At 36.9% G+C, this 20,946-nt stretch carries 14 protein-coding genes and 1 other annotated feature; of the genes, 2 read left to right on the forward strand and 12 right to left on the reverse strand.

Going from position 1 to position 20,946, the window contains the following annotated elements:
* Window positions 1-41: 41 nt before the first annotated feature.
* From QUE18_RS12570 to QUE18_RS12585, 4 genes are all read right to left on the reverse strand, one after another.
* Entirely contained in the window at window positions 42-2,771 is a 2,730-nt protein-coding gene (locus QUE18_RS12570; RefSeq protein ID WP_242852724.1) for an Ig-like domain-containing protein, read from the reverse strand.
* A gap of 431 nt (window positions 2,772-3,202) precedes the next feature.
* Entirely contained in the window at window positions 3,203-5,998 is a 2,796-nt protein-coding gene (locus QUE18_RS12575; protein ID WP_286257985.1) for a YhgE/Pip domain-containing protein, read from the reverse strand.
* 206 nt (window positions 5,999-6,204) lie between these two features.
* Window positions 6,205-8,877, reverse strand: coding sequence for a YfhO family protein (locus QUE18_RS12580; RefSeq protein WP_009203666.1), 2,673 nt, complete (start codon window positions 8,875-8,877; stop codon window positions 6,205-6,207).
* Window positions 8,878-8,902: 25 nt separating this feature from the next.
* Window positions 8,903-9,832, reverse strand: a complete 930-nt coding sequence (locus QUE18_RS12585; protein WP_009203665.1) for a glycosyltransferase family 2 protein — start codon at window positions 9,830-9,832, stop codon at window positions 8,903-8,905.
* Window positions 9,833-10,013: 181 nt separating this feature from the next.
* Between QUE18_RS12585 and nudC the strand changes: the two genes are divergently transcribed.
* Entirely contained in the window at window positions 10,014-10,967 is a 954-nt protein-coding gene (gene nudC, locus QUE18_RS12590) for an NAD(+) diphosphatase (RefSeq protein WP_009203664.1), read from the forward strand.
* Window positions 10,968-11,379: 412 nt separating this feature from the next.
* Here nudC and QUE18_RS12595 read toward each other — a convergent pair whose 3' ends face one another.
* The 6 genes from QUE18_RS12595 to QUE18_RS12620 form a co-directional block, all read right to left on the reverse strand.
* Window positions 11,380-12,399, reverse strand: a complete 1,020-nt coding sequence (locus QUE18_RS12595; protein ID WP_009203663.1) for a bile acid:sodium symporter family protein — start codon at window positions 12,397-12,399, stop codon at window positions 11,380-11,382.
* Window positions 12,400-12,526: 127 nt separating this feature from the next.
* Window positions 12,527-12,779: a binding site (T-box leader), on the reverse strand.
* 665 nt (window positions 12,780-13,444) lie between these two features.
* A complete protein-coding gene (locus tag QUE18_RS12600) occupies window positions 13,445-14,176 on the reverse strand; it encodes a copper homeostasis protein CutC (RefSeq protein ID WP_009202848.1) in 732 nt (243 codons plus the stop codon).
* Between the two features lie 28 nt (window positions 14,177-14,204).
* Window positions 14,205-15,068 carry an L-serine ammonia-lyase, iron-sulfur-dependent, subunit alpha gene (gene sdaAA, locus QUE18_RS12605; RefSeq protein WP_009202849.1) on the reverse strand — a complete coding sequence of 288 codons (864 nt, stop codon included), beginning with the start codon at window positions 15,066-15,068 and terminating at the stop codon, window positions 14,205-14,207.
* A gap of 3 nt (window positions 15,069-15,071) precedes the next feature.
* Complete coding sequence (gene sdaAB, locus QUE18_RS12610; RefSeq protein ID WP_008392206.1) at window positions 15,072-15,740, reverse strand: L-serine ammonia-lyase, iron-sulfur-dependent subunit beta; 669 nt, start codon at window positions 15,738-15,740, stop codon at window positions 15,072-15,074.
* Window positions 15,741-15,907: 167 nt separating this feature from the next.
* A complete protein-coding gene (locus QUE18_RS12615; RefSeq protein WP_008392203.1) occupies window positions 15,908-17,158 on the reverse strand; it encodes a diaminopimelate decarboxylase in 1,251 nt (416 codons plus the stop codon).
* 36 nt (window positions 17,159-17,194) lie between these two features.
* On the reverse strand, window positions 17,195-17,881 hold the full coding sequence (locus QUE18_RS12620) for a TrmB family transcriptional regulator (protein ID WP_009202851.1): 687 nt from the start codon (window positions 17,879-17,881) through the stop codon (window positions 17,195-17,197).
* Between the two features lie 309 nt (window positions 17,882-18,190).
* Here QUE18_RS12620 and QUE18_RS12625 point away from each other — a divergent pair, with 309 nt between their 5' ends.
* On the forward strand, window positions 18,191-19,084 hold the full coding sequence (locus QUE18_RS12625; RefSeq protein WP_009202852.1) for an Rpn family recombination-promoting nuclease/putative transposase: 894 nt from the start codon (window positions 18,191-18,193) through the stop codon (window positions 19,082-19,084).
* 73 nt (window positions 19,085-19,157) lie between these two features.
* Here QUE18_RS12625 and fba read toward each other — a convergent pair whose 3' ends face one another.
* Both fba and QUE18_RS12635 read right to left on the reverse strand, forming a co-directional pair.
* A complete protein-coding gene (gene fba / locus QUE18_RS12630; protein WP_009202853.1) occupies window positions 19,158-20,027 on the reverse strand; it encodes a class II fructose-1,6-bisphosphate aldolase in 870 nt (289 codons plus the stop codon).
* A gap of 122 nt (window positions 20,028-20,149) precedes the next feature.
* Window positions 20,150-20,905 carry a nucleoside/nucleotide kinase family protein gene (locus tag QUE18_RS12635; RefSeq protein ID WP_009202854.1) on the reverse strand — a complete coding sequence of 252 codons (756 nt, stop codon included), beginning with the start codon at window positions 20,903-20,905 and terminating at the stop codon, window positions 20,150-20,152.
* Window positions 20,906-20,946 lie beyond the last annotated feature (41 nt).

Raw genomic sequence — 20,946 nt, forward strand, 5'->3', positions numbered from 1 at the left:
CTAACTGCTTTTTCTTTCAATAAATATCAGAGATTACTTTACTATTTAATTTTAATTGTAACCGTCTTGCTCTTTCCGCTTCCATCCACTGCTCTTGCTGTGATCTTCACGGATTTTTTCTTTCCAGCTTTGTATGTTGTTACAGTTCCTTTGGAAGAAACTTTCGCATATTTTGTATTGCTGCTTGACCATTTTAAAGTTCTATTTGCCCCTGAAGATGCACTTGTTTTTCCTTTCAGATATAACTTCTTACCAGCTTTTACTGATTTAACTCCAGAAATATAGACTTTCTTTACAATACCTTTCTTGACATAGATCTTATATGATGCTTTCTTACCACTTCCGTCTTTGGCTGTCGCTGTGATCGTTACTGTTTTTCCACCCATTTTCTTCTTCGTTGTAACGACACCGCTGCTGCTAACTGTTGCAACTTTGGTATTGCTTGATTTCCATGTAACACCTTTATTGTATGCGTTGGATGGTGTTACGATCGCCTTTAATGTTACTTTCTTACCAGTTGCGATCTTGTTAGATGTTGTTGTTGTGATCGTAATCTTGCTGACTTTGATATTTTCTACTGTTACGATGCAGTACATTACATTTCCGTCAGATGTTATTGCCGTAATAATTGCTTTTCCTGCAGCCTTAGCTGTTAATTTACCTGCTGCATCAACTGTTACAACTGCTTCGTTAGAAGATGTCCATTTTACTGTTCCAATTGAAGCTGTTGCATAATCTGGTAAATATGTGATCTTCAGCTGTTCTGTCTTGCCTGGATTTAATGTTACAAATGTTTTGTTTAATACAACCGCCTGTGTAGGAATCTTACCTGTTTCGTCTGTTGTGTAAACTTTGATCGTTTTTGTTGTTGTTCCAGCTTTTAATGTCAGTGTTGCCATCTGACCTTTTGTTCCGGCTTTGATCTTATCTCCTGTAATGGATACTGCTGCCAGATTAGATGATGTGATCGTGCATGCTTCTTTGCTATCTACGAATACACCTTTTGTAAACTGCTGTATTGTTAATTCCTGTCCTTCTTTTAGATACAGGCTGTCGCTTAAGAATGACATTCTTGTCGCTGTGCTTGCTGTTGTTGGCAGATATAATGATTCTAACTGTGCTTTCAGATCATTTAATGCTGTAAAATCTGTCACAGATGTTCCTCTTAGATAGAGTGTTTTTAACTGTTTTAAATTCTTTATGAAACTGATGTCTGTGATGTTTTTGTTGTTTTCGAGATCGATCTTTTCGCAATTGACTGCTTCGGATAAACCTGCTAAATCTGCATTCGTCAGATCTTTATTTTCTAAATTAATAGATTTTACATTTTTGATCTCTTCTGTTGAGATCATTCCATCGTTATTTGCATCTGCCTTTTCTTTTTTTCCATCTTTATCTGCATCTGTCTCTAATGCATCGTATACTTTGTAACTTGTCAGTGGAATGATATCTTTTCCTACGGCTGCTACCTGAATCTCAATCGTTGCTGTATATGTCTTTCCTGCTCTTGCTACTACCGCTTCTACCGTTGCTTTTCCTGCTGCTTTTGGTTCCAGATAGTATGTCTTTGTTCCATCCTGCGCTGTTTCTGTGCGGATATTTAAGATCTTTGTATCTTTTGATGTGATCGTTACTACATCATCTTTTTCCAGATTATTTAACTTGATCTGTTTCTTAAATGCTCCTACACTTACATTTGGATCATTTTTATCAAACTCTGGTGTTGTTGCACTTTTGGCTGTCACATTTACTGGAATCGTTACAAATACTGTTGGTGTTGTTGTACTCTCAACTTTCAAATTCGTCGTTCCTGCTTCTGCTGTATCCACTACTTCCAGACTTATGGTTCCATCTGTCTGAACCTGGATTGATTTTAATTTTGCTGTTGTTCCTGCTGCTACTTCCTCAGAATACTTAACATCTTTGCATCCTTTTAAGATTCCTTTTGGAAGGATAGGATCATTTGTTTTGGCTCCTTTTTCTACTGTGATCGGATCTTTCTTGATCAACGCAATTCTGTCTGCTGTGGAAACCTTTGTACCTTCCAGATTGATTTCCTTTAGATTCGTCATAGATTTTAATGCATCAATCTTACTTACATTTGTATTCTTGCTTAAATCTAATTTTTCACAACCAGTTGCATACTGAAGATATGCTACTTCTGCATCTGTCAGACCTTTATCAGAAAGATTGATCTCTGTCTTCGCTGCTAAGTCTGCTTTGGTAAGTGCACCTTCTTCCTTTCCACTAAATACCTGATACATCGTTTGTGAAGTAAATGGAATGATATTATCATCTTTGCTTAAATTAAATTCAAGCTGAGCACTTACTCCATCTAATGGCTTTTTATTCTTTTCAAATGTTGCTATTACAGTAACTTTTCCGCTGTCTTTTAATGCAATCGGCATATACTTCACAACTTCTGTTCCATCTGCTTGTTTGAAAGTCTTTTGTTCAATCTTTAATGCTGTTTGATCAGAAATATTGAAGTTGACTTTATCAAAGTCTTTTGCCTGAGTTCCCTGGAATTCATAATACTTGAAATTTCCTACTGTTACATTCTGGGATTCTGCCGCAAATGAAATTCCACTTGTAACTGTTGGTGTGGTTGTACCTTCCTGTGTCACCGCTGCCTGATTCCCCTGATCTGCTGTTGCCGCCATTACCGTAAATCCGTTGACCGGTATCATAGATATGCTGAGCAGACATGCTAACAGTTTCTTTCTACTCTTGCCATTTAAGTGGCTGAATACTTTCCATCCTTTTTGCATGAAATTCGTCCTCCTTTTCTTCATGTTTGAATCTGCATATTGCTTTGTTTATTATAACACTTTTTTGTGTAGAATGCATAAAAGAGTGATCAATCTGATCACTCTTTTAGCGCATTTTGGGATTATTTAATTTTAATCGTTACAGTTGCTTTCTTTCCACGTACTTTTTTCCGTGGAATCTTAGTCTTCTTCATAAGTGAAAGCTCCCTATTAACTTATTATCCCTATTTACAATTACTATACTTTTTTAATTATACTCCTGCATTAATCTTTATTCAATGTATTTGTTCACATTTTATACACATTTTTCATGCATACAACAACAATAAAAAGACTAGGACAATCAGTTTTGGAAGATGTATATCTATACAATCCAAAACTGATTGTCCTAGTCTTTTGTTCATTAGAGTTTTATTTAATTATTTTTATATCTAATGCTGTGGCGCTCCATTAGGTTCCAATGTTCCTCCAACCTGTTTCTTCATTCTGAATCGGTAGAAGATGATCGTTGCTAATGTTGACACAACTAAGATTCCAACAAATACTGCAATATCCTGTCCGATCCGTCCATCCATGGATAGTGTGTGACGGAATGCGTGTACTGTATAGCTGAATGGCATATATTTGTGTAATACTGTGTAGAAGTGTGGTGCCATATCCAATGGATATGTTCCTCCGGCTGCACCTAACTGTACGACCATGAATACTAACATGACGTAACTTCCGACACGGTTTAATAACATCTCGCCAAAGCAGATCAATGACATAAATGCCATGGATGCTAAGACGGCCATTCCAAATGTTTTTCCTACGTAATGTGGTTCGAGTCCATTGATTCCCATTAAAACTGCAACCATGATCACTGCCTGCGCAATGGATACTGCTGCCATAACTGTGACTTTGCTTAACCACCACTGAAGTCCACTCTTGACTTCTTCGTTTTTCTCCATTAAAGGATACATTAATGTAAATGCCATACATGCTACGAATAATCCAACGGACATCATATATGGTGCCATTGCGTGACCATTGTTATCAACGTGTGAATATTCTACATTCTTAGCTTTTACTGGTGCGGCAAACATTTTGTTTGTCTTCTTGGTTGCCTTGATACTGTTAACCTGATCTGCTCCTTTTTGTAAGGAATCTTTTAATGTCTTGCTTCCACTCTGAAGTGTTCCGATTCCATTTCCAAGAGTTGTAGATCCTGCTGCTAACTGACTTGATCCGCTTGCGATCTGTCCAGCTCCAGATGCTAACTGTCCAGCTCCACTGTTTAATGTATTGTTGTTGGCAACTAAGGCTGCTGTTCCTGATTTCAGTGTTTTTGTTCCTTTGTAAAGCTTTGCTGTTCCTGACTTAAATGTTGGAAGTTTTGAGCTTACCTGACCAATTCCACTATTCAGCTGAGTTGCTCCGCTATTTAATGCTTTGGAGTTGTTTGTTAATGTTGTAAGTCCTGTGTTCAGACTTTCAACTCCTGCTGTATAGTTGGCAATTCCAATCTTTAATCCGCTTGTGCTGTCATTGATTCCGGATTCTAAGGTTGTCATTCCTGTCTGTACTTTTTTGGCACCTTCTGATAACTGAGTTAACGCCTGAATCATACCCATTGTATCCTGAGTTGTTCCCTGACGGTCTAATGTTGTTTTTACTTCATTTAAGCCTTCATACAGACCATTCATCATCGCTTTTTCGTATCCAGAAAGTGTCTGGGATGATTCTGCAAGTTGCTTAGATGAATCTGCTAAAGAACTAACATATGCTTTTACCGTTGCAAGTTGCTGTTCACTACTTGCGGACTGTGTTTTTGCTGTTGTTTTTGTATCTGCCGCTTTCTGTGCATTTGTATATGTTTCATCAACATTATTTTCAACATCAGATGCTGCGCTATCTACCTCGTCGATTTCAGCTAATAATGCTTTTTTATCTTCTTCGCTTAATTTATCAAGTACAGATGAATTCTTTAACTCGCTTACTTTGCCGTTTAAATCAGATACACTTGACTTTGCATTTGCTGCACTGCTTGCTGCCTTCTTAGCTGTTTCATTGTTTGCTGTCTGTGTTGATGTCTCTGATGCGGTTGATCCAGCAGAAAGCATTTGATTTAATTCATTTAATTTTGTATTAAATGCTTCTAATTGTGTATCGAAATTGCTTCGTTTGCTTATAATTCCATCTTTCTTCGCTTCATTTTCTTTTAACTGAGTTCCAAGTCCATTGGATGTTTCTTTTGTCTGACCCAACAGATTTTTAAGGCCTGCTGATAATGTTCCAGTTCCATCTTTTAAATCCTTACTTCCACTGGATAATTTTTCAACACCTGCATTTAATGCTTTATTATTCGCTGCAAGCTGTTTGCTTCCAGCCTGTGCTGTGCTGACTCCGTTTGTGTACTGGGAGATTCCTAATTTTAAGGATTTAGAGCCATTGGATAACTGAGTTGCTCCTGTCTGCAGAGCTGCAACTCCATTTTTCAATGTCTTTGTTCCTGATTTTAAAGATTTTGCTCCACTGTTAACTTTGGCTACACCTGCTGTATATGTTTTTAGCCCTACGGAAAGTGATTTTGCTCCATTCTGAAATGTTAATGTGCTGGATGCTAATTTCTTTAAATTCTGTTCGATCGTATCATTTCCAGCTTTCAGCTTCTTCGCTCCACTTTCGATCTTTTTGGATCCATCTGCTGCTTTCTGGAAACCGCTTCCGGCTGTCTTGATCTGGTCAAATACGGTCTTTACATAAGTTTCTGTTACTTTTTCTCTGACTGACTTCTCAATCTTCGCCATGGCACTATCATCCATCTTGGATGCTACATAGTTCGTACCTGGGTTTGTCTTGTATGTCAGTTTCATCTGTTTTGGATTCTTATCCATTAATGTTGTTGCATTCTTTGAGAAATTTTCTGGAATGGAAATGATCATATAGTATTCTCCACTCTTCAATCCTTCCTCTGCTTTCTTGTCACTTACAAAATGAAAATCCAGTGATCCTGAATCTTTCAGATTCTTTACCAGATCATCTCCTACTTGTAATGTTTTTCCCTCGTAATTTACCTTCTTATCGTGATTGACTACCGCTACTGGTAATTGATCTGCATCTCCGTATGGATCCCACATAGAACCAAGGAATACAGATGTATAAATTGCAGGAATCGTAATGATCGCGATCAAAATGATAATCATCCAGGGGTTCTTTGAAATTTTCTGCCATTCTCGTTTTAACATGATCACAGCTGCTCCTTCCTTGCATTTTTATTACTTATATAGAGGTCATACCTCTTTGAATCATTGGTTATTATATGCACTTCCTTGATAAAAGTCAATAATTTATTGAACATTGGTCATTTTTTATTTTTGTACATTCCGTTTCCTCTTTTATAGAAAAAAGCTTTCATTTACCTTTCTTTTTGGTAAATAAAAGCTTTTCTTAATTACTGAAATTTCTTCTTTTTACTTATGATAAATAATATGATCAAACTAAATAACGACACAACTGCGCCAATCTTAAGGCCTGGGGTTTCATATTTTAATGTAATATGATGATCTCCTTTGTTTAAATAGATTCCTTCAAACATTCCATTGACCTGCTCACTCTTCACTTGCTTTCCATTGTCATATGCTTTCCAACCTTTGTGATATGTTATTGGTATACAAAGTATCTCATTTTGAGATGCCTTGATATCTCCTGAAAAATGATTTCCTCCATCATATGAAATATTGGTCAGATGATCTGCTTTTTTTCTCTTTTGAATCTGTTTTATCTCTGTCTGTTGATCCACTGTAAGAATCGAAATCCGATCAATATAATAATCACTTTTCAACTTAAATTTTAATGTCAATGTATCTTCCCGATCTTTCACTGCATCTCTGCTCATCTTGACCAAATAATTTCTTTTCCCAATATCGTAACTGGAATTCTTCTCTGCATTAAATAAATGAACCTGTTTACCTCCATAAAGAAGCTGGAAGTTACTTTTGTTCATCCCAACTCCTAATACATGTCTGCTGCTTTTTCCATCCAATGCTTCTGTACTGACTCCTTGCAGATAAATATAAGAATTCGCCTTGATATATTGTTTTGGAATCTTAATCTGAATGATTTTTTCCTTTTCTTTTTCACTATGAATGCGATAATTTTCTCCAACAACATGACTTGTTACGTTCTCTGGGATTGTCATCTTCTTTAGTTTATCCGCACTCTTGCTGTCGTCTTCCAGAATCGCACTTTGAAGCAATGCTTGTTCTTTCTGTGCTGGGTTCAAAGTTTTATATGTTTGTGATGACAAATATCCATCATAAGTATATCCAAATGGAAATACATTTTTATTTTCATACAACTGCATCCCATCTTTTGATCTTAACAACCGATAATCTGATAATAATTTAGCTCCTGTTTCTTTGGTGCAGATTACATAACGAACTCCATATAAATCCATCAGACCTTGTCTCATATCAAGTTTGCGGAATTTGAACTTATACTGATAAGATTTTAATCCGAATTCCTGCATAGTCTCTGAGACATTCTTATCTGTCACACTATAATAATTCGTAATTCCCGGAATATGCGCATTTAAACTCCAGTTTGTTACCTTGTTATCCAGAGATTCTGCACGATACACACCATTTTGTATCTTATATTTATCTGGCTGTATCAACCGCATTTCTTTTCCACACAACATCTCATATGCCTGCCCGGATTTTACATAATTTGAGATTGTTTCTCCATATTTTGGAGAATACTGTACATATGAAGAAGTTCCTGCTGTTAAGATCAATACTGCATACAAAATGAAATGTTTATATTTCTCCTGTCCAAACATTTTACACTCATTAAGTACAAACAATGCAAGTACTGTAGCTGCAAGTATTGCTAATTCATATTTCCCTTTTACCATATTATCGCCTAAGGAAAGTGCGAATACTATGTAAAAAACGGCTCCTGCAAGAATTCCTGTTTTCTGGATCCTCGTCAGTACAAATAGATCTGGATAGATTTCTGTGACTGTCATTCCAACAATCAATGCCAGTATAAATGTCCATCGATTCATCGGATAAGAAAATCCATGCAAAATATAGGCGAACACTGGTGATAACAGACTGACAATACCAAGTACCACTGCTACTTTGTATGAAAACCGCTTTTTATCCCTTTTCAGGAACAGTGCAATAATTGCACAATATCCTAAAGCTGCATAGTTTAGATTTGTTCCTTTATAAATCTTCTGGAAACCCGCAAACTGTAAGAATATTTGTTTGTAATATGATTTCTTATATAAGAAAATACTAAAATAATTTACATCCGAAGTAGTTCGCGCATTTCCTGAAAATGCGATTAATACAGGCAACAAGATTACTGCAGAAAGACCAATTCCAAGCAGATACCACCCGCTAAATCTTCCAAGAGTTCTGAAAAATCCTGCTTCTTTATATTCTGGAAATCTGATCAGTGCGTAAACCACTGCCGCAACTGTCAGCATATAGAAAAAATAGAAATTACTAATCGCTGCGACCGTTACCATAAGTATAAATAAATATGGTTTTTCTTTTCTGTAAATCTTCTCGACTCCCATCAATAATAATGGAAGATAGATCATTGGATTTAGGAAAAACGGATGACGTATCGCAAATGAAAAAAATGTTCCGCTAAAAATATACACAATACTTCCTGCTAAGATTCCATTTCCATCTTTTTTCAGATAATGTCCAAATGCGATAAATGCTACTCCCGCCAGATATAGACGAAATACAAGCATAAAGTTATACAATAATTCTATATTTGACTTATTGGAAAATACATAAATCAGATTGAGTGGATCACCGATCGCATAATAATTTAATGTTCCTAGAATGTCTGCTCCAAATCCAATGCTCATATCCCACATTGGAAATCTGAAATGTCCGTGGATGATATTAAAGAAGAAATTGCGGATATATTCTCCCCAGTACATCAGCGCGTTGATGTGTTGTGATAATCCATCCTGTCCCTTTGCTCCCCATATGAATGTCACTCCATTTTTGTAGAATAGATAAAATACAATCAGACTTATAATTGCAAATAAGATCGTATATCTTGCCATAAGCTGTTTCTTTGTAGTTAATTTCATTTAAACGATTCCTCTTTCATTATTATTAATGACTTTCCTTTTCAATATAAATCGGTCGATGTTTTGTTTCCAGATATGTCTTAGATAGATACATACCAACAACTCCCATTCCTAACAATTGAATACCACTTAAAAAACTGATAATACATACTAATGACGGCCATCCGGCAACGGGATCTCCAAATACTGCAGCTCTCACGATTACAAATATCAGAAATAAAAATGCAAAAATGCATACAAACACATCCATCAATGATACTGCCATCAATGGTGCTGTTGAAAATGCCATAATTCCTTCACAGGCATAACGAAATAGCTTCCAAAAAGACCACTTCGTCTCCCCCGCGGCACGTTCTACATTCTTATATTCCAGCCATTTTGTCTCAAATCCTACCCATCCAAAGATTCCTTTTGTAAAACGGTTATATTCTGGCATTGTCAAAATAGCATCTACCATCTTTCGTTTCATCATACGAAAATCCCTTGCTCCATCTACTATATTTGAATCTGAAATCTTATTGATTAGTTTATAAAATTGCCTTGCAAAAAAAGAACGAATAACAGGTTCTCCTTCTCTTGTCACTCTTCTTGTTGCCACACTATCATAGTTTTCTTCTTCAATACATCGAATCATCTTTGGAATTAAATATGGTGGATCTTGAAGATCTACATCCATGGTAATAACATAATCACCTTTTGCACGTTCTAACCCTGCATATAAAGCAGCTTCTTTTCCAAAATTTCTGGAAAATGAAATATAATGTACTTTAGGATCCTGCTCACTTAATTTTCTCATAATCTCTAATGTACCATCTTTACTTCCATCATCCACAAAAATAATTTCAAATTCAATGTTTTCTTCTTGCTTCATAACTTTCTGCATTTCATCGTAATAGATTGGTATAACTTTTTCTTCATTAAAACATGGAACAATACAACTACATAGTTTGTTCATCTCCACTTATATACCCCCCCCATTTATTTTTTAATCTTATAGCTTAATCGTTTATCAGTATATCATTATTTTTATCTTTTGTCTTTATTTATTTTTCTTCTGTTCATTTCATCCTCATTCTGTTATGATAAAAGTGCTTTTTTTATTTGAATTTTAATGGAAACGAGGAATTTTATTACATATGATACAAGATATTTATCCACATAAACTAAACAATCAATATCATCCAGATCAAAAACCAGATGCTGACAGCATTATTTTATATTTTACACAGGACGGTCTTCTTCATCGTTTATTAAAGAAAGAAGACTTAGAAGAAATGGGGCAGGAAAATCTATTTTCTCTGGATGAAATGATCTATACCGGTGATGGTAAGAAACTTGCAAGACCAACTCTTTTAAATGAGGAACATCTATTTTTATCATTCCCTAGATTGAGTGATTTTGTGAATGACACTCATGTTACAGAAAAAACTCTTACATATCTTTTCTCTGTGGATGATGACAACTACTTCTTATTAAATGAAGCTCCGGAAGAAATTCCTGAAGATTACGAATTCAATACCGTACGTGAACTTCGCAATTTACAGATTGGTCCAAAATACCGTACATTTGCGGCGATCACTGGTTTACATCTTTATAACTGGTACCGCACAAACCGTTTCTGTGGATGCTGTGGACACAAGACCGTTCATTCTTCCACAGAACGTGCTTTAAAATGCCCATCTTGCGGTCACTTGATCTATCCAAGAATCGTGCCTGCTGTGATCGTTGGTGTTAAAAATGGTGATAAGATCCTGCTTACAAAATACCGTAAAGGATTCACTCCATTTGCATTAATTGCTGGATTTACGGAAATTGGTGAAACTTTGGAAGAAACTGTTGCACGAGAGGTCATGGAAGAAGCTGGTATTCGTGTGAAGAATATTCAATATTATAAATCTCAGCCTTGGGGTGTTGTGGATGATCTGCTGGCTGGTTTTTATTGTGAGGTAGATGGAGATACAGAGATTCATATGGATGCTTCAGAATTGAAACTTGCTGAGTGGAAATCTCGTGATGAAATTGAATTGCAACCGAATGATTTTAGCTTGACGAATGAGATGATGCGGGCGTTTAAAGAAGGGAAGTTCTGATTTGTAGTTTGAAGGCGGAAATTATTGGTGGAATATTATAAAAAGAGATCATATGTCTGCAACCCACTTGCGTTCGGACTCCCACGTAGCTGTACTAAGCTCCTGAATGGTCTAACGACCATCCACCCGCTAAGTGCAGACGTGTCCGTACGGTTGCCGACATATGATCTCTTTTTATAATATTCAAATAATTTACGTCATTCAAACCACTATACATTGTGTATGTTAGACGGTATTGATTGATAATTTTTGTATTTATTAACAGAAAGTAAAAGGACTTCTACAACACCGATTTGTTGGAATGTTTATGAAGCATAATAACATTACTTTCTGTTTGAAATACAATAGAAAGTGTCCCACTTTTCCCTTTGGAAGCTACTTTGGATGTCTCTTTTTCATTTAATAAAAATATTTATTTTGCTGTAGCAGTTTCTTTATGCCCACTCTTTATCTTATCATACTGTGCAAACATACCTGCAAGTAATGTTCCAGAGATTGAATGCCATACACAAGATACTGCACAGATAATTGCTGATTCTGGTGTTGATGCGAACTGGGCTGTTGTTGTTGCAAGGTTTGTTGCTAATCCAGCATTCTGCATTCCAACTTCGATAGAAATTGTTCGTTTCTTTGCTGTGTTCATTCCAGTAAGTTTTCCCGCACAATATCCAAGGAAATATCCGAAACCGTTGTGTAAAAGTACTGCAACAAAGATCACGATTCCAGACTGGAAGAATTTTGATCCCTGTGATGAGATAACTCCACCAACAACACATGCAAGTCCAAGAACTGCCACACCCGGCATGACTTTCTGAACTTCTTTGAATGCTTTATTTTTTCCTAATGCGTAGTTTAATGCAAACCCGATCGCTACTGGTACGATAACCGTTTCTACGATAGATACAAACATTGGTAATCCATGAATTGTAATCTTGGCTCCGCTTGCCAGAAAGGATACCATCAGTGGTGTCATCACTGGAGAGAGGATTGTAGATACAGTTGTCATTCCAACAGAAAATGCAACATCTCCACCGCAAAGATAGGACATAATGTTTGATGATACTCCTCCAGGACAGCATCCTACAAGAATCAGTCCAAGAGCGATTCCATCTGGGAGATTCAGTAATTTTGTAATTGCAAATGCCAGGAATGGCATGATCAGATACTGAGCGATCGCACCAATACAGATATCAAATGGTCTTTGTGCAAGAATTTTGAAATCTTCTGTTGTCAGTGTCAATCCCATACTGAACATGATAACGCCAATAATGATAGACTGACTCGTGAATTTATTTGCTACTGGATCCGTGAATAATTGAAAATTCACCCACCCCATCAACGATGGCAGGAAAAATGTAATGACTGCGATTGCGATGACAACGATAGATGTGTAGTCTGATAAAAATTTGCTTAGTTTTTGTAGTTGTTTCATATTATGTTACCTCCTGATATTCCTCACCGCCCTTCGCTATAAATCAAGAAAGAATCCTGCTCAGAGGACTTTTTATTTCATCGAAATTTTCTATGCAATAAAAAAGCCCCTTCTCAGAAAAATCCTGAAAAGGGACGAACTAATCCGCGTTACCACCCAATTTCTGCAATAAAATTACAGCTCTTAACGTACTATCATACGCTTTCCTTATAACGGAGGATTCCGGCGAGACTTACTGGTTCAAAATATTAATGTCAAGTAATGTTCAGTCCGCATCTTAGAGATGATATCTGTTCATGAAAATGTATCTGCTCGCACCAACCGCAGACTCTCTGAAACACTTGATTCAAAAACAGCGTTGTTCTCTTCAACGAATTTCGGTGAAGTTTATTTATTTAAAATATATTATAGTCCTTTGAGATAATTTGTCAAGTTTTAGTTCGATGACGGAAATTATTGGTGGAATATTATAAAAATGGTTATATGTCTGCGACGCGCTCTCGCTCGACTCACTACGCAGCTGTACTAAGCTCCTGAATGATCTTACGATCATCCACTCGCTAAGTGCAGGCGTGTTCCTACGGTCGCCGACATATAACCATTTTTATAATATTCAATAATTTCAGTTATCGAAACCACTGGTAGTGGTGTATGTTTTACTGTATTGGTATTTATAATAAACACTGTCTGTCACTACAAAAATTAAAAAACGATAACACTCAATATACACACCACTTAAGTTTTCCAATCTTGTAATTGTCCACACTTTAGACTTCTGGTATATGATAAAAAATAAATAAACGATCGGAAGAGCAGCATTAGAATTTTGCCACGTTTTTTACGGATTCGCAACCGGCTTGGTGCGTTGTTTGAGCCTCAAAGAGTTCTGTTTTCAATACCCTTGAAGGCGAGTTACGCAAGGAAAGCCGACGGATCAGCGATCTGTAAAAAACGTGAGGAAAATTCTCTAGCTGCTCTTCCGATCGTTTATTTATTTTTTATCATATATTCGAAATCTACAGTTGGCCAACTACAAATTAAAAATTTATCCACAGATCTCTACAAATTTCTTTATTCTATCTACAGAAACACTTCGATACCGATCTCCATCTTCATCGGATACCTGGAATGATACTCTCTCTCCCATTCCAGTCGCATCGACTCCCCAGCCTCTGCATGTGCTGTGTAATTGTTTGATTCCTGTTTTGTCTATGATCTTCTGGGCGTTATTTTCGTTGACTCCACATCCTGCGATGATCTCAATCTGGTTCCCATATTTTTTCTGAAGATCTGCTAACAGATGAATTCCTTCTTCTGCGGTTGCTTCCTGTCCACTTGTCAGTAATCGATCAAATCCTAGATCGATCAGTGTTTCGATTGCCTCATATGGATCTCTTGTGCAGTCAAATGCTCTATGGAATGTTGCTTTACGTCCTTCATTTTTTACATTTTCCAAGAATTCCTGACAACGGTTCTTATCGATTGTTCGGTCTTCATTTAAGAACCCGAAAGATACTCCATCTGTCCCATATGCTAATAATAGCTTAAGATTCTCAAGCATCTGTTCATACTGGTAATTTGTATAGCAGAATCCCCCTGCTCTGGCTCTTACCATAGATACGATCTCAATATCGCTGTATTGTTTGATCATGATCAAGCTTCCTAAAGATGGTGTTAATCCACCTAAACTTAATGCACTGTTTAATTCTACTCTTTTGATTCCGCATTCGCTTGCCATCATGGCATCTTCGAAGCTTCCACAACATACTTCTATCATTGTTTTCCTTCCTTTACTTACAAATATTTTATGATTCCGGCATGTATTTTTTGCCTGTTTCTGTCTGGGCAAGACCTGCCTGACTGGTTTCCTTTAAAGAACATGGCAAGAGGTCTCCGACTTCTGCCATTGCATCGATCACTTCATCCAATGGAACCTTGCTTTCAATGCCTGCCATTGCCATATCTGAGGCTGTGATCGCATTGACAGATCCAATGACATTTCTCTTGATACATGGTACTTCTACCAAACCACCTAATGGATCACATACCAATCCCAATAATGATTTCAAGGCAAATGCTCCTGCATCAAAGATCTGCTTTGTGCTGCCGCCACGAATGTACGTAATAGCTGTTGCTGCCATACAAGAGGCAGAACCGATCTCTGCCTGACATCCTCCTTGTGCCCCTGCAATACAGGCACGTTCTGCGATAACTTGTCCGACTCCTGCCGCAATATACATTCCTTCTAGCATCTTTGCTTCTGGTACTTTATGAAATTGTTCATATGTGATCAATACTGCTGGAAGCACCCCACATGCTCCGGCTGTCGGTGCTGCTACGATACGTTTCATACAGGCATTTGATTCGCCCATTTTTAAAGCATTTGCCATGACGGTCCCGACAAATTCACCGGTCAGATTCTGCAGTTTTCTAACCTCTTCCATCATCTTTTCACCGTCGCCGCCAGAAAGACCGCTCTGTGACTTTAAGTCTTTATCGTAACTTTCATTGGCATCTTTCATTGCAAGATACATACTGCTCATTTTCCCGATAGACTCTAGGCGGTCTACCTGTCGTTCTGTCATATCATCATGTAAAATTGTTTCCCATAATTGACATTCCTGTTCTTTTGCTCTTGTTTCTATCTCTTCTACGGATGCAAATCCCATACTCTAGTCCTCCTTCATCTTAGCAAGATATGTAACTTTCTGGATTCCTTCCAGACGTTCCAAAAAGTTCAGACCTTCTTCTGGTATTTCTTTGTCACATTCAATGACCATGACTGCACTTCCACCTCTGTGATCACGGTATAATTGCATCGTTGCGATATTAACCGATTTATGAGCAAGCATTGATGTTACTTCTGCTACATGTCCTGGCTGGTCGTCATTGTGTACGACTAATGTTGTATACTCCCCGCTAAAGTTTGCTTCCAGTCCATCAATCGTGCAGATCTTAATTCGTCCACCGCCTAAGGAACAGGCTACAATCTCAAGATTCCTTCCTGATTCTCCGACAAGTAATAATTTTACACTGTTTGGATGTGCATTTTTTAATTGAATCTTTCCAATCTCAAATTTCACTCCTGATTCTTTTGCAATGTCAAAACTGTCTGGAATCCGAATGTCATCGGCTGCCATGCCAAGTAATCCTGCCACTAATGCTTTGTCTGTACCATGTCCTTTTCCTGTTGCAAGAAATGATCCATGTAATAGTATTTTAGCTTCTTTTACCGATTCTCCGAGCAGGTGCCTTGATACCTGTCCGATCCTTACAGCACCTGCTGTATGAGAGCTCGACGGTCCGACCATCACTGGTCCTACGATGTCAAATAAATTCATGTGATTTCTCCTGTCTATAAATGCCTTTCGTCTTTTGAAATGCTGTTTTGCCGTGTATCATTTTGTTTCTTGTATATAATTTACTCGTAATATATGAAAAAGGCAAGTATAGAATTTCCTATACTTGCCATGCTTTGGAACATCTCATATTGATCTGTTAATTTTTCTTAGAAATTAAATCCTTTGATCGTTGCAAAATAATCTTCTGGTGTTTCTGCACGACGGATCATTTCTGTTGTTCCATCCTCTTTTAATAAGATTTCTGCAGATTTTAATTTACCATTATAGTTATATCCCATTGCAAATCCGTGTGCTCCTGTATCATGAATCACTAACAGATCTCCCATGTCGATCTTTGGTAATTTACGGTCGATCGCAAATTTATCGTTATTTTCACAAAGAGATCCTGTGATATCATATACATGATCTGCTGGTTCGTTTTCTTTACCCATAACTGTGATGTGATGGTACGCCCCATACATTGCAGGTCTCATTAAGTTGACTGCACATGCATCAACACCAATGTATTCTTTATGTGTATGTTTTTCATGGATTGCTTTTGTTACTAAATGTCCGTTTGGTGCAAGCATGTAACGTCCAAGTTCGGTAAAGATCTTCACATCTCCCATTCCGGCTGGTACTAATACTTCGTCATATACTTTGTGTACACCTTCACCAATGACAGCGATGTCATTACCTTCCTGATCTGGAAGGTAAGGGATTCCGACTCCACCAGATAAGTTGATAAATCCGATATGAACTCCAACTTCTTCTTTTAATTTAACTGCTAATTCAAATAACTGTTTTGCAAGTGTTGGATAGTATTCATTTGTAACTGTGTTACTTGCAAGGAAAGAATGGATTCCGAATTCTTTGACACCGAGCTCTTTTAACTGTTTGAAAGCTTCAAAGATCTGTTCTGTTGTCATTCCGTATTTTGCATCTCCTGGGTTATCCATGATATCTGTTCCTAATGCGAAAACTCCACCTGGATTGTAACGGCAGGAAATCTTTTCTGGGATTCCGGCACATTCTTTTAAGAATTCGATATGTGTAATGTCATCTAAGTTGATCGTTGCACCTAACTGTTTTGCCAGAATAAATTCTTCTGCTGGTGTATCGTTAGAAGAGAACATGATCTCGCTTCCATCGAATCCACAACGATCTGACATCATAAGTTCTGTTAAAGATGAGCAGTCTGTTCCGCATCCTTCTTCTTTTAAAATCTTTAAGATTGTTGGATTTGGTGTCGCTTTTACAGCAAAATATTCTTTAAATCCTTTATTCCATGAAAATGCTTTGTATAATCCTCTTGCTGTTTCACGGATTCCTTTTTCATCATATAAATGAAATGGTGTTGGATATTTTTTTACGATTTCATCTAACTGTTCTTTTGTTACAAATGGTACTTTTGCCATGGTGTTTGATTCCTTTCTTCTATACTTTTTGTATATTTATTTCATTTTTAATAGTTGTATTTCATTGGCCAGTGCATCTTTAAATACTTCCACCAGATTATTGTTACTGGAATACAGGCTGGTTGCTTCGTAACGATTTGTGATCGCGCCTGTTAAAACGTCCTTGGAATCCGTGATCAATCGAATCTGTTCTTTCTTACATTCTGTCAGATAAACAGTTGCTCCTTGTAAATCAAATGGTTCATTCGTTATGATCACGACTTTCTTTCCTTCACTTACCATCTTCTCTAAGTGTTCCCGAAACATCTCCAGTCGTTCATTGTATACAGAGATATACGCACGCTCTTCTGCACAAAGCAGCATATCAATGATCTTATCGCAAATATGTTCTTCGCCTTTGATCGTCAGATACCCGCCTTCGTTCTTGCGTTTGCCCGGAAGTTCCGCGATCAGCTCTGTCTTCTTCTGTTCCAGATGCCGGATCTTATTACTGCAGAATTCTTCGATCGCTACCGGTGTGTAACGAACTGTATCTTCCTCTTGTATATAGGCTGCGCCTTTGTCTACCAAGCCTGCCAGTGCATTGTAAGCGTTTGATCTTGAAATCCCGCTTTGTTTGGCTGCCTCGTATCCGTTAAGGCTTCCTTCCAGTGTCAGTAAAATGTAAAGACTGGCTTCGTGTCTTGTGAGTCCAAATTCCATCAGACGCTCTACATTATCCATCACTTTCACCTCGTGTTCCTATCTAGGACTACTATAGTCGAATTAAAAAAGAATGTCAAGGTTTCCTTGACATTATGAGAATTTTTCTTGAGTTTATTATGAATCCTTATATTTTTATATTGACATTTTTCATTATAATTGTTAATATATTCCATGTAAATATTTTACAGTATGTTAGAGTTTCTTCTTTCGTCTGTTTGCCAATCAAATATTTATCATATCATGAGTTTATGTATCAATTAATTTATTTTCTTATCTAATAGTGCTTGCCACTCTCTGTATTTTCTAATACAATGAAAGGAGAAACTTATGAGTAAAAATAAAAAATCGCTGCAAGATTTAACTTTACTTGACCGCTTTTTATTTGCTGAAGTTATGGAAGATCCTAAGACATTTGAGAATATATTATCTATTATTCTTGGAGAAGATATCTCCATCAAAGGCCGTCCACAATCTGAACACGAAAGTCGGACTTCGCCTCTAAAACGACAGGTGCGACTTGACGTATGGGCAGAGGATGAAACCGATGCTGTTTATAATGTAGAAGCTCAAAAAGAAAATACAAAAAATCTTCCTCATAGAAGTCGTTTTTATCAAGCTCTGATTGACTCCAAATTATTAGATCCTGGAGAAGTAGATTTTTCGAATATGAAAGACTGTTATTCTATTATCATTGCACCTTTCGATCTGTTTGGAAGAGGATTATATCAATATACTTTTCAAATGACTTGTGCTGAAACTGGTCAGCCATTAGAAGATGGTGCTACGCGAATTTTTCTAAATACGCATGGTAAAAATTCAGAAGATATTAGTCCTGAATTAAAGGAGCTTCTTTACTATATGGAACATACTACTGAAGAAATATCTTGCTCTACTTCACGCCTTCAGGAAATTAAGAATCACGTCAATATTGTGAAATCCAGCGAAGAGATTGGAGTGAAATATATGCAGGAATGGGAAGAAAAGATTCTTGAGAAGCGAAAAGCACGTGCTGAAGGGCGTGCTGAAGGAGAAACCTTCCGATTAATTCAACTAATAAAAAAGAAAATCCAGAAATCAAAATCTTTCATTCAAATTGCTGACGAACTGGAAGAAGAACCTGACAACATTCAATCACTTTACGAATGCATTTCGCAGAATATTAATCTAACAACTGAAGAAATCTACAAAATCTACATCTCACCTGATAAATCTGAAGATTAATAAAGAACTCCACAGCATACGCTGTGGAGTTCTTACATTATCAATATTCAATTTCATCAAGAAATGATAAATCTTATTCGTCAGCTTTTCCTTCAGATCCGAATAATTTGATCTTTGTGATTACCATATCTTTGATAGCTTCAGCACCTGGTGCTAATAATTTACGAGGGTCGAAACCTTTTCCTTCAAGGTCTTTTCCTGCTTCGATATATTTACGTGTAGCGTCAGCAAATGCAAGCTGGCATTCTGTATTAACATTGATCTTAGCTACTCCAAGAGAGATTGCTTTTTTAATCATGTCATCAGGAATTCCTGTACCACCGTGTAATACTAATGGCATATCTCCTGTTAACTGCTGGATTGCATCTAATGTATCGAAGCTTAATCCTTCCCAGTTTTCTGGGTATTTTCCATGGATGTTTCCGATTCCTGCTGCAAGCATTGTTACTCCAAGATCTGCAACTGCTTTACATTCTTCTGGATCTGCACATTCACCTTTACCGATAACTCCGTCTTCTTCTCCACCGATAGATCCAACTTCAGCTTCGATAGACATTCCTTTTCCTGTTGCAACTTTTACAAGTTCTTTTGTTTTTTCAACATTTTCTTCGATTGGATAGTGAGATCCATCAAACATGATAGAAGAGAATCCAGCTTCGATACATTTGTAGCATCCTTCGTAAGAACCATGGTCTAAGTGAAGAGCTACTGGTACAGAAATGTTTAATTCTTCTAACATTCCGTTAACCATTCCTACAACAGTTTTATATCCTGTCATATATTTTCCTGCTCCTTCAGAAACACCAAGGATCACTGGAGATCTTGTTTCTTCTGCTGCTAATAAAATGGATTTTGTCCACTCTAAGTTGTTGATGTTGAACTGTCCAACTGCGTAATGTCCGGCTTTTGCCTTGTTTAACATTTCTTTTGCTGATACTAACATAGTTTGTCCTCCATATAATTCGTTAACTTTTTCACATCTAGTTTATTATACTCTATTTACACGTGGGTTGCAAGCTTTCACTTGTTACTAATATCTTCTGTTTTCCTGCAAAAATTTGGTCATTATTTTACTTGCAGATAATCGTTATCCTGTTCCACTTGTAACAGCAGATTCAAATGTTTCCGGCAGGAATTTTTTAAAACTCTTTTTACATTTTTACTGTCACTGTTTTGATACCATGCCACAGCTTCTTCTCTTGTGAGACCTCCTTTTTCCTTTCTTGAGATCAGACGTTCTTTCAACATCTCTTCCTCGGCCAGGATCAAGATTTTATAGTCTGCGTATTGCTGCATGGATTTCCATGGTTCTTGTTTTAATAGTAACCAGTTCCCTTCGATCAAAATGATATCTTTGGTAACTTTAATCTGATCTTCCACAACGTCGTGAAGATTTCTATCATAAATCAGCCATAAAATATCTTCTATTTTTATCTTTTCAAGTTTCTGTCTTAATTTTTCTGTGTCATATGTTTCCGGACATCCTTTTACCTGCTTCATTGGAACTTTTTCTCCAAGCACGATCGCATCATGAGAATTAATGTAATCAGAGTGATAATGAAATCCATCTAATCCTAATGCTTGAATGTCTGTAAACTCTTGATCTTGTTTTGATAAATATTCCAAAAACTCACATAATGTTGTCTTTCCAACGGCCGGCGGTGCTGCCATAAATACAATGATCCGTTCCTTTTTTTCCTTTTGTAACTGCTGTAATTGTTTTAATAAAGGAAGAAAAACTTTCTGGATCGTGTCTTCGTTATAGACCGCTGTCATTTCAAATCCATTGACTTTAAATAAATATTCTTTCCATTCTTTCATATGACACCTCTTTCTTTATGTTTATTATACGATGTATTCTT

Source organism: Anaerostipes hadrus ATCC 29173 = JCM 17467 (assembly GCF_030296915.1).
GTDB classification, from domain to species: Bacteria; Bacillota; Clostridia; order Lachnospirales; family Lachnospiraceae; genus Anaerostipes; species Anaerostipes hadrus.

What these genes read in the sequence shown, in the direction of transcription:
- QUE18_RS12570 (WP_242852724.1), bottom strand. Translation starts at nt 2,771, where the DNA reads ATGCAAAAAGGATGGAAAGTATTCAGCCACTTAAATGGCAAGAGTAGA.
- QUE18_RS12575 (WP_286257985.1), bottom strand. Translation starts at nt 5,998, where the DNA reads ATGTTAAAACGAGAATGGCAGAAAATTTCAAAGAACCCCTGGATGATT.
- QUE18_RS12580 (WP_009203666.1), bottom strand. Translation starts at nt 8,877, where the DNA reads ATGAAATTAACTACAAAGAAACAGCTTATGGCAAGATATACGATCTTA.
- QUE18_RS12585 (WP_009203665.1), bottom strand. Translation starts at nt 9,832, where the DNA reads ATGAACAAACTATGTAGTTGTATTGTTCCATGTTTTAATGAAGAAAAA.
- nudC (WP_009203664.1), top strand. Translation starts at nt 10,014, where the DNA reads ATGATACAAGATATTTATCCACATAAACTAAACAATCAATATCATCCA.
- QUE18_RS12595 (WP_009203663.1), bottom strand. Translation starts at nt 12,399, where the DNA reads ATGAAACAACTACAAAAACTAAGCAAATTTTTATCAGACTACACATCT.
- QUE18_RS12600 (WP_009202848.1), bottom strand. Translation starts at nt 14,176, where the DNA reads ATGATAGAAGTATGTTGTGGAAGCTTCGAAGATGCCATGATGGCAAGC.
- sdaAA (WP_009202849.1), bottom strand. Translation starts at nt 15,068, where the DNA reads ATGGGATTTGCATCCGTAGAAGAGATAGAAACAAGAGCAAAAGAACAG.
- sdaAB (WP_008392206.1), bottom strand. Translation starts at nt 15,740, where the DNA reads ATGAATTTATTTGACATCGTAGGACCAGTGATGGTCGGACCGTCGAGC.
- QUE18_RS12615 (WP_008392203.1), bottom strand. Translation starts at nt 17,158, where the DNA reads ATGGCAAAAGTACCATTTGTAACAAAAGAACAGTTAGATGAAATCGTA.
- QUE18_RS12620 (WP_009202851.1), bottom strand. Translation starts at nt 17,881, where the DNA reads ATGGATAATGTAGAGCGTCTGATGGAATTTGGACTCACAAGACACGAA.
- QUE18_RS12625 (WP_009202852.1), top strand. Translation starts at nt 18,191, where the DNA reads ATGAGTAAAAATAAAAAATCGCTGCAAGATTTAACTTTACTTGACCGC.
- fba (WP_009202853.1), bottom strand. Translation starts at nt 20,027, where the DNA reads ATGTTAGTATCAGCAAAAGAAATGTTAAACAAGGCAAAAGCCGGACAT.
- QUE18_RS12635 (WP_009202854.1), bottom strand. Translation starts at nt 20,905, where the DNA reads ATGAAAGAATGGAAAGAATATTTATTTAAAGTCAATGGATTTGAAATG.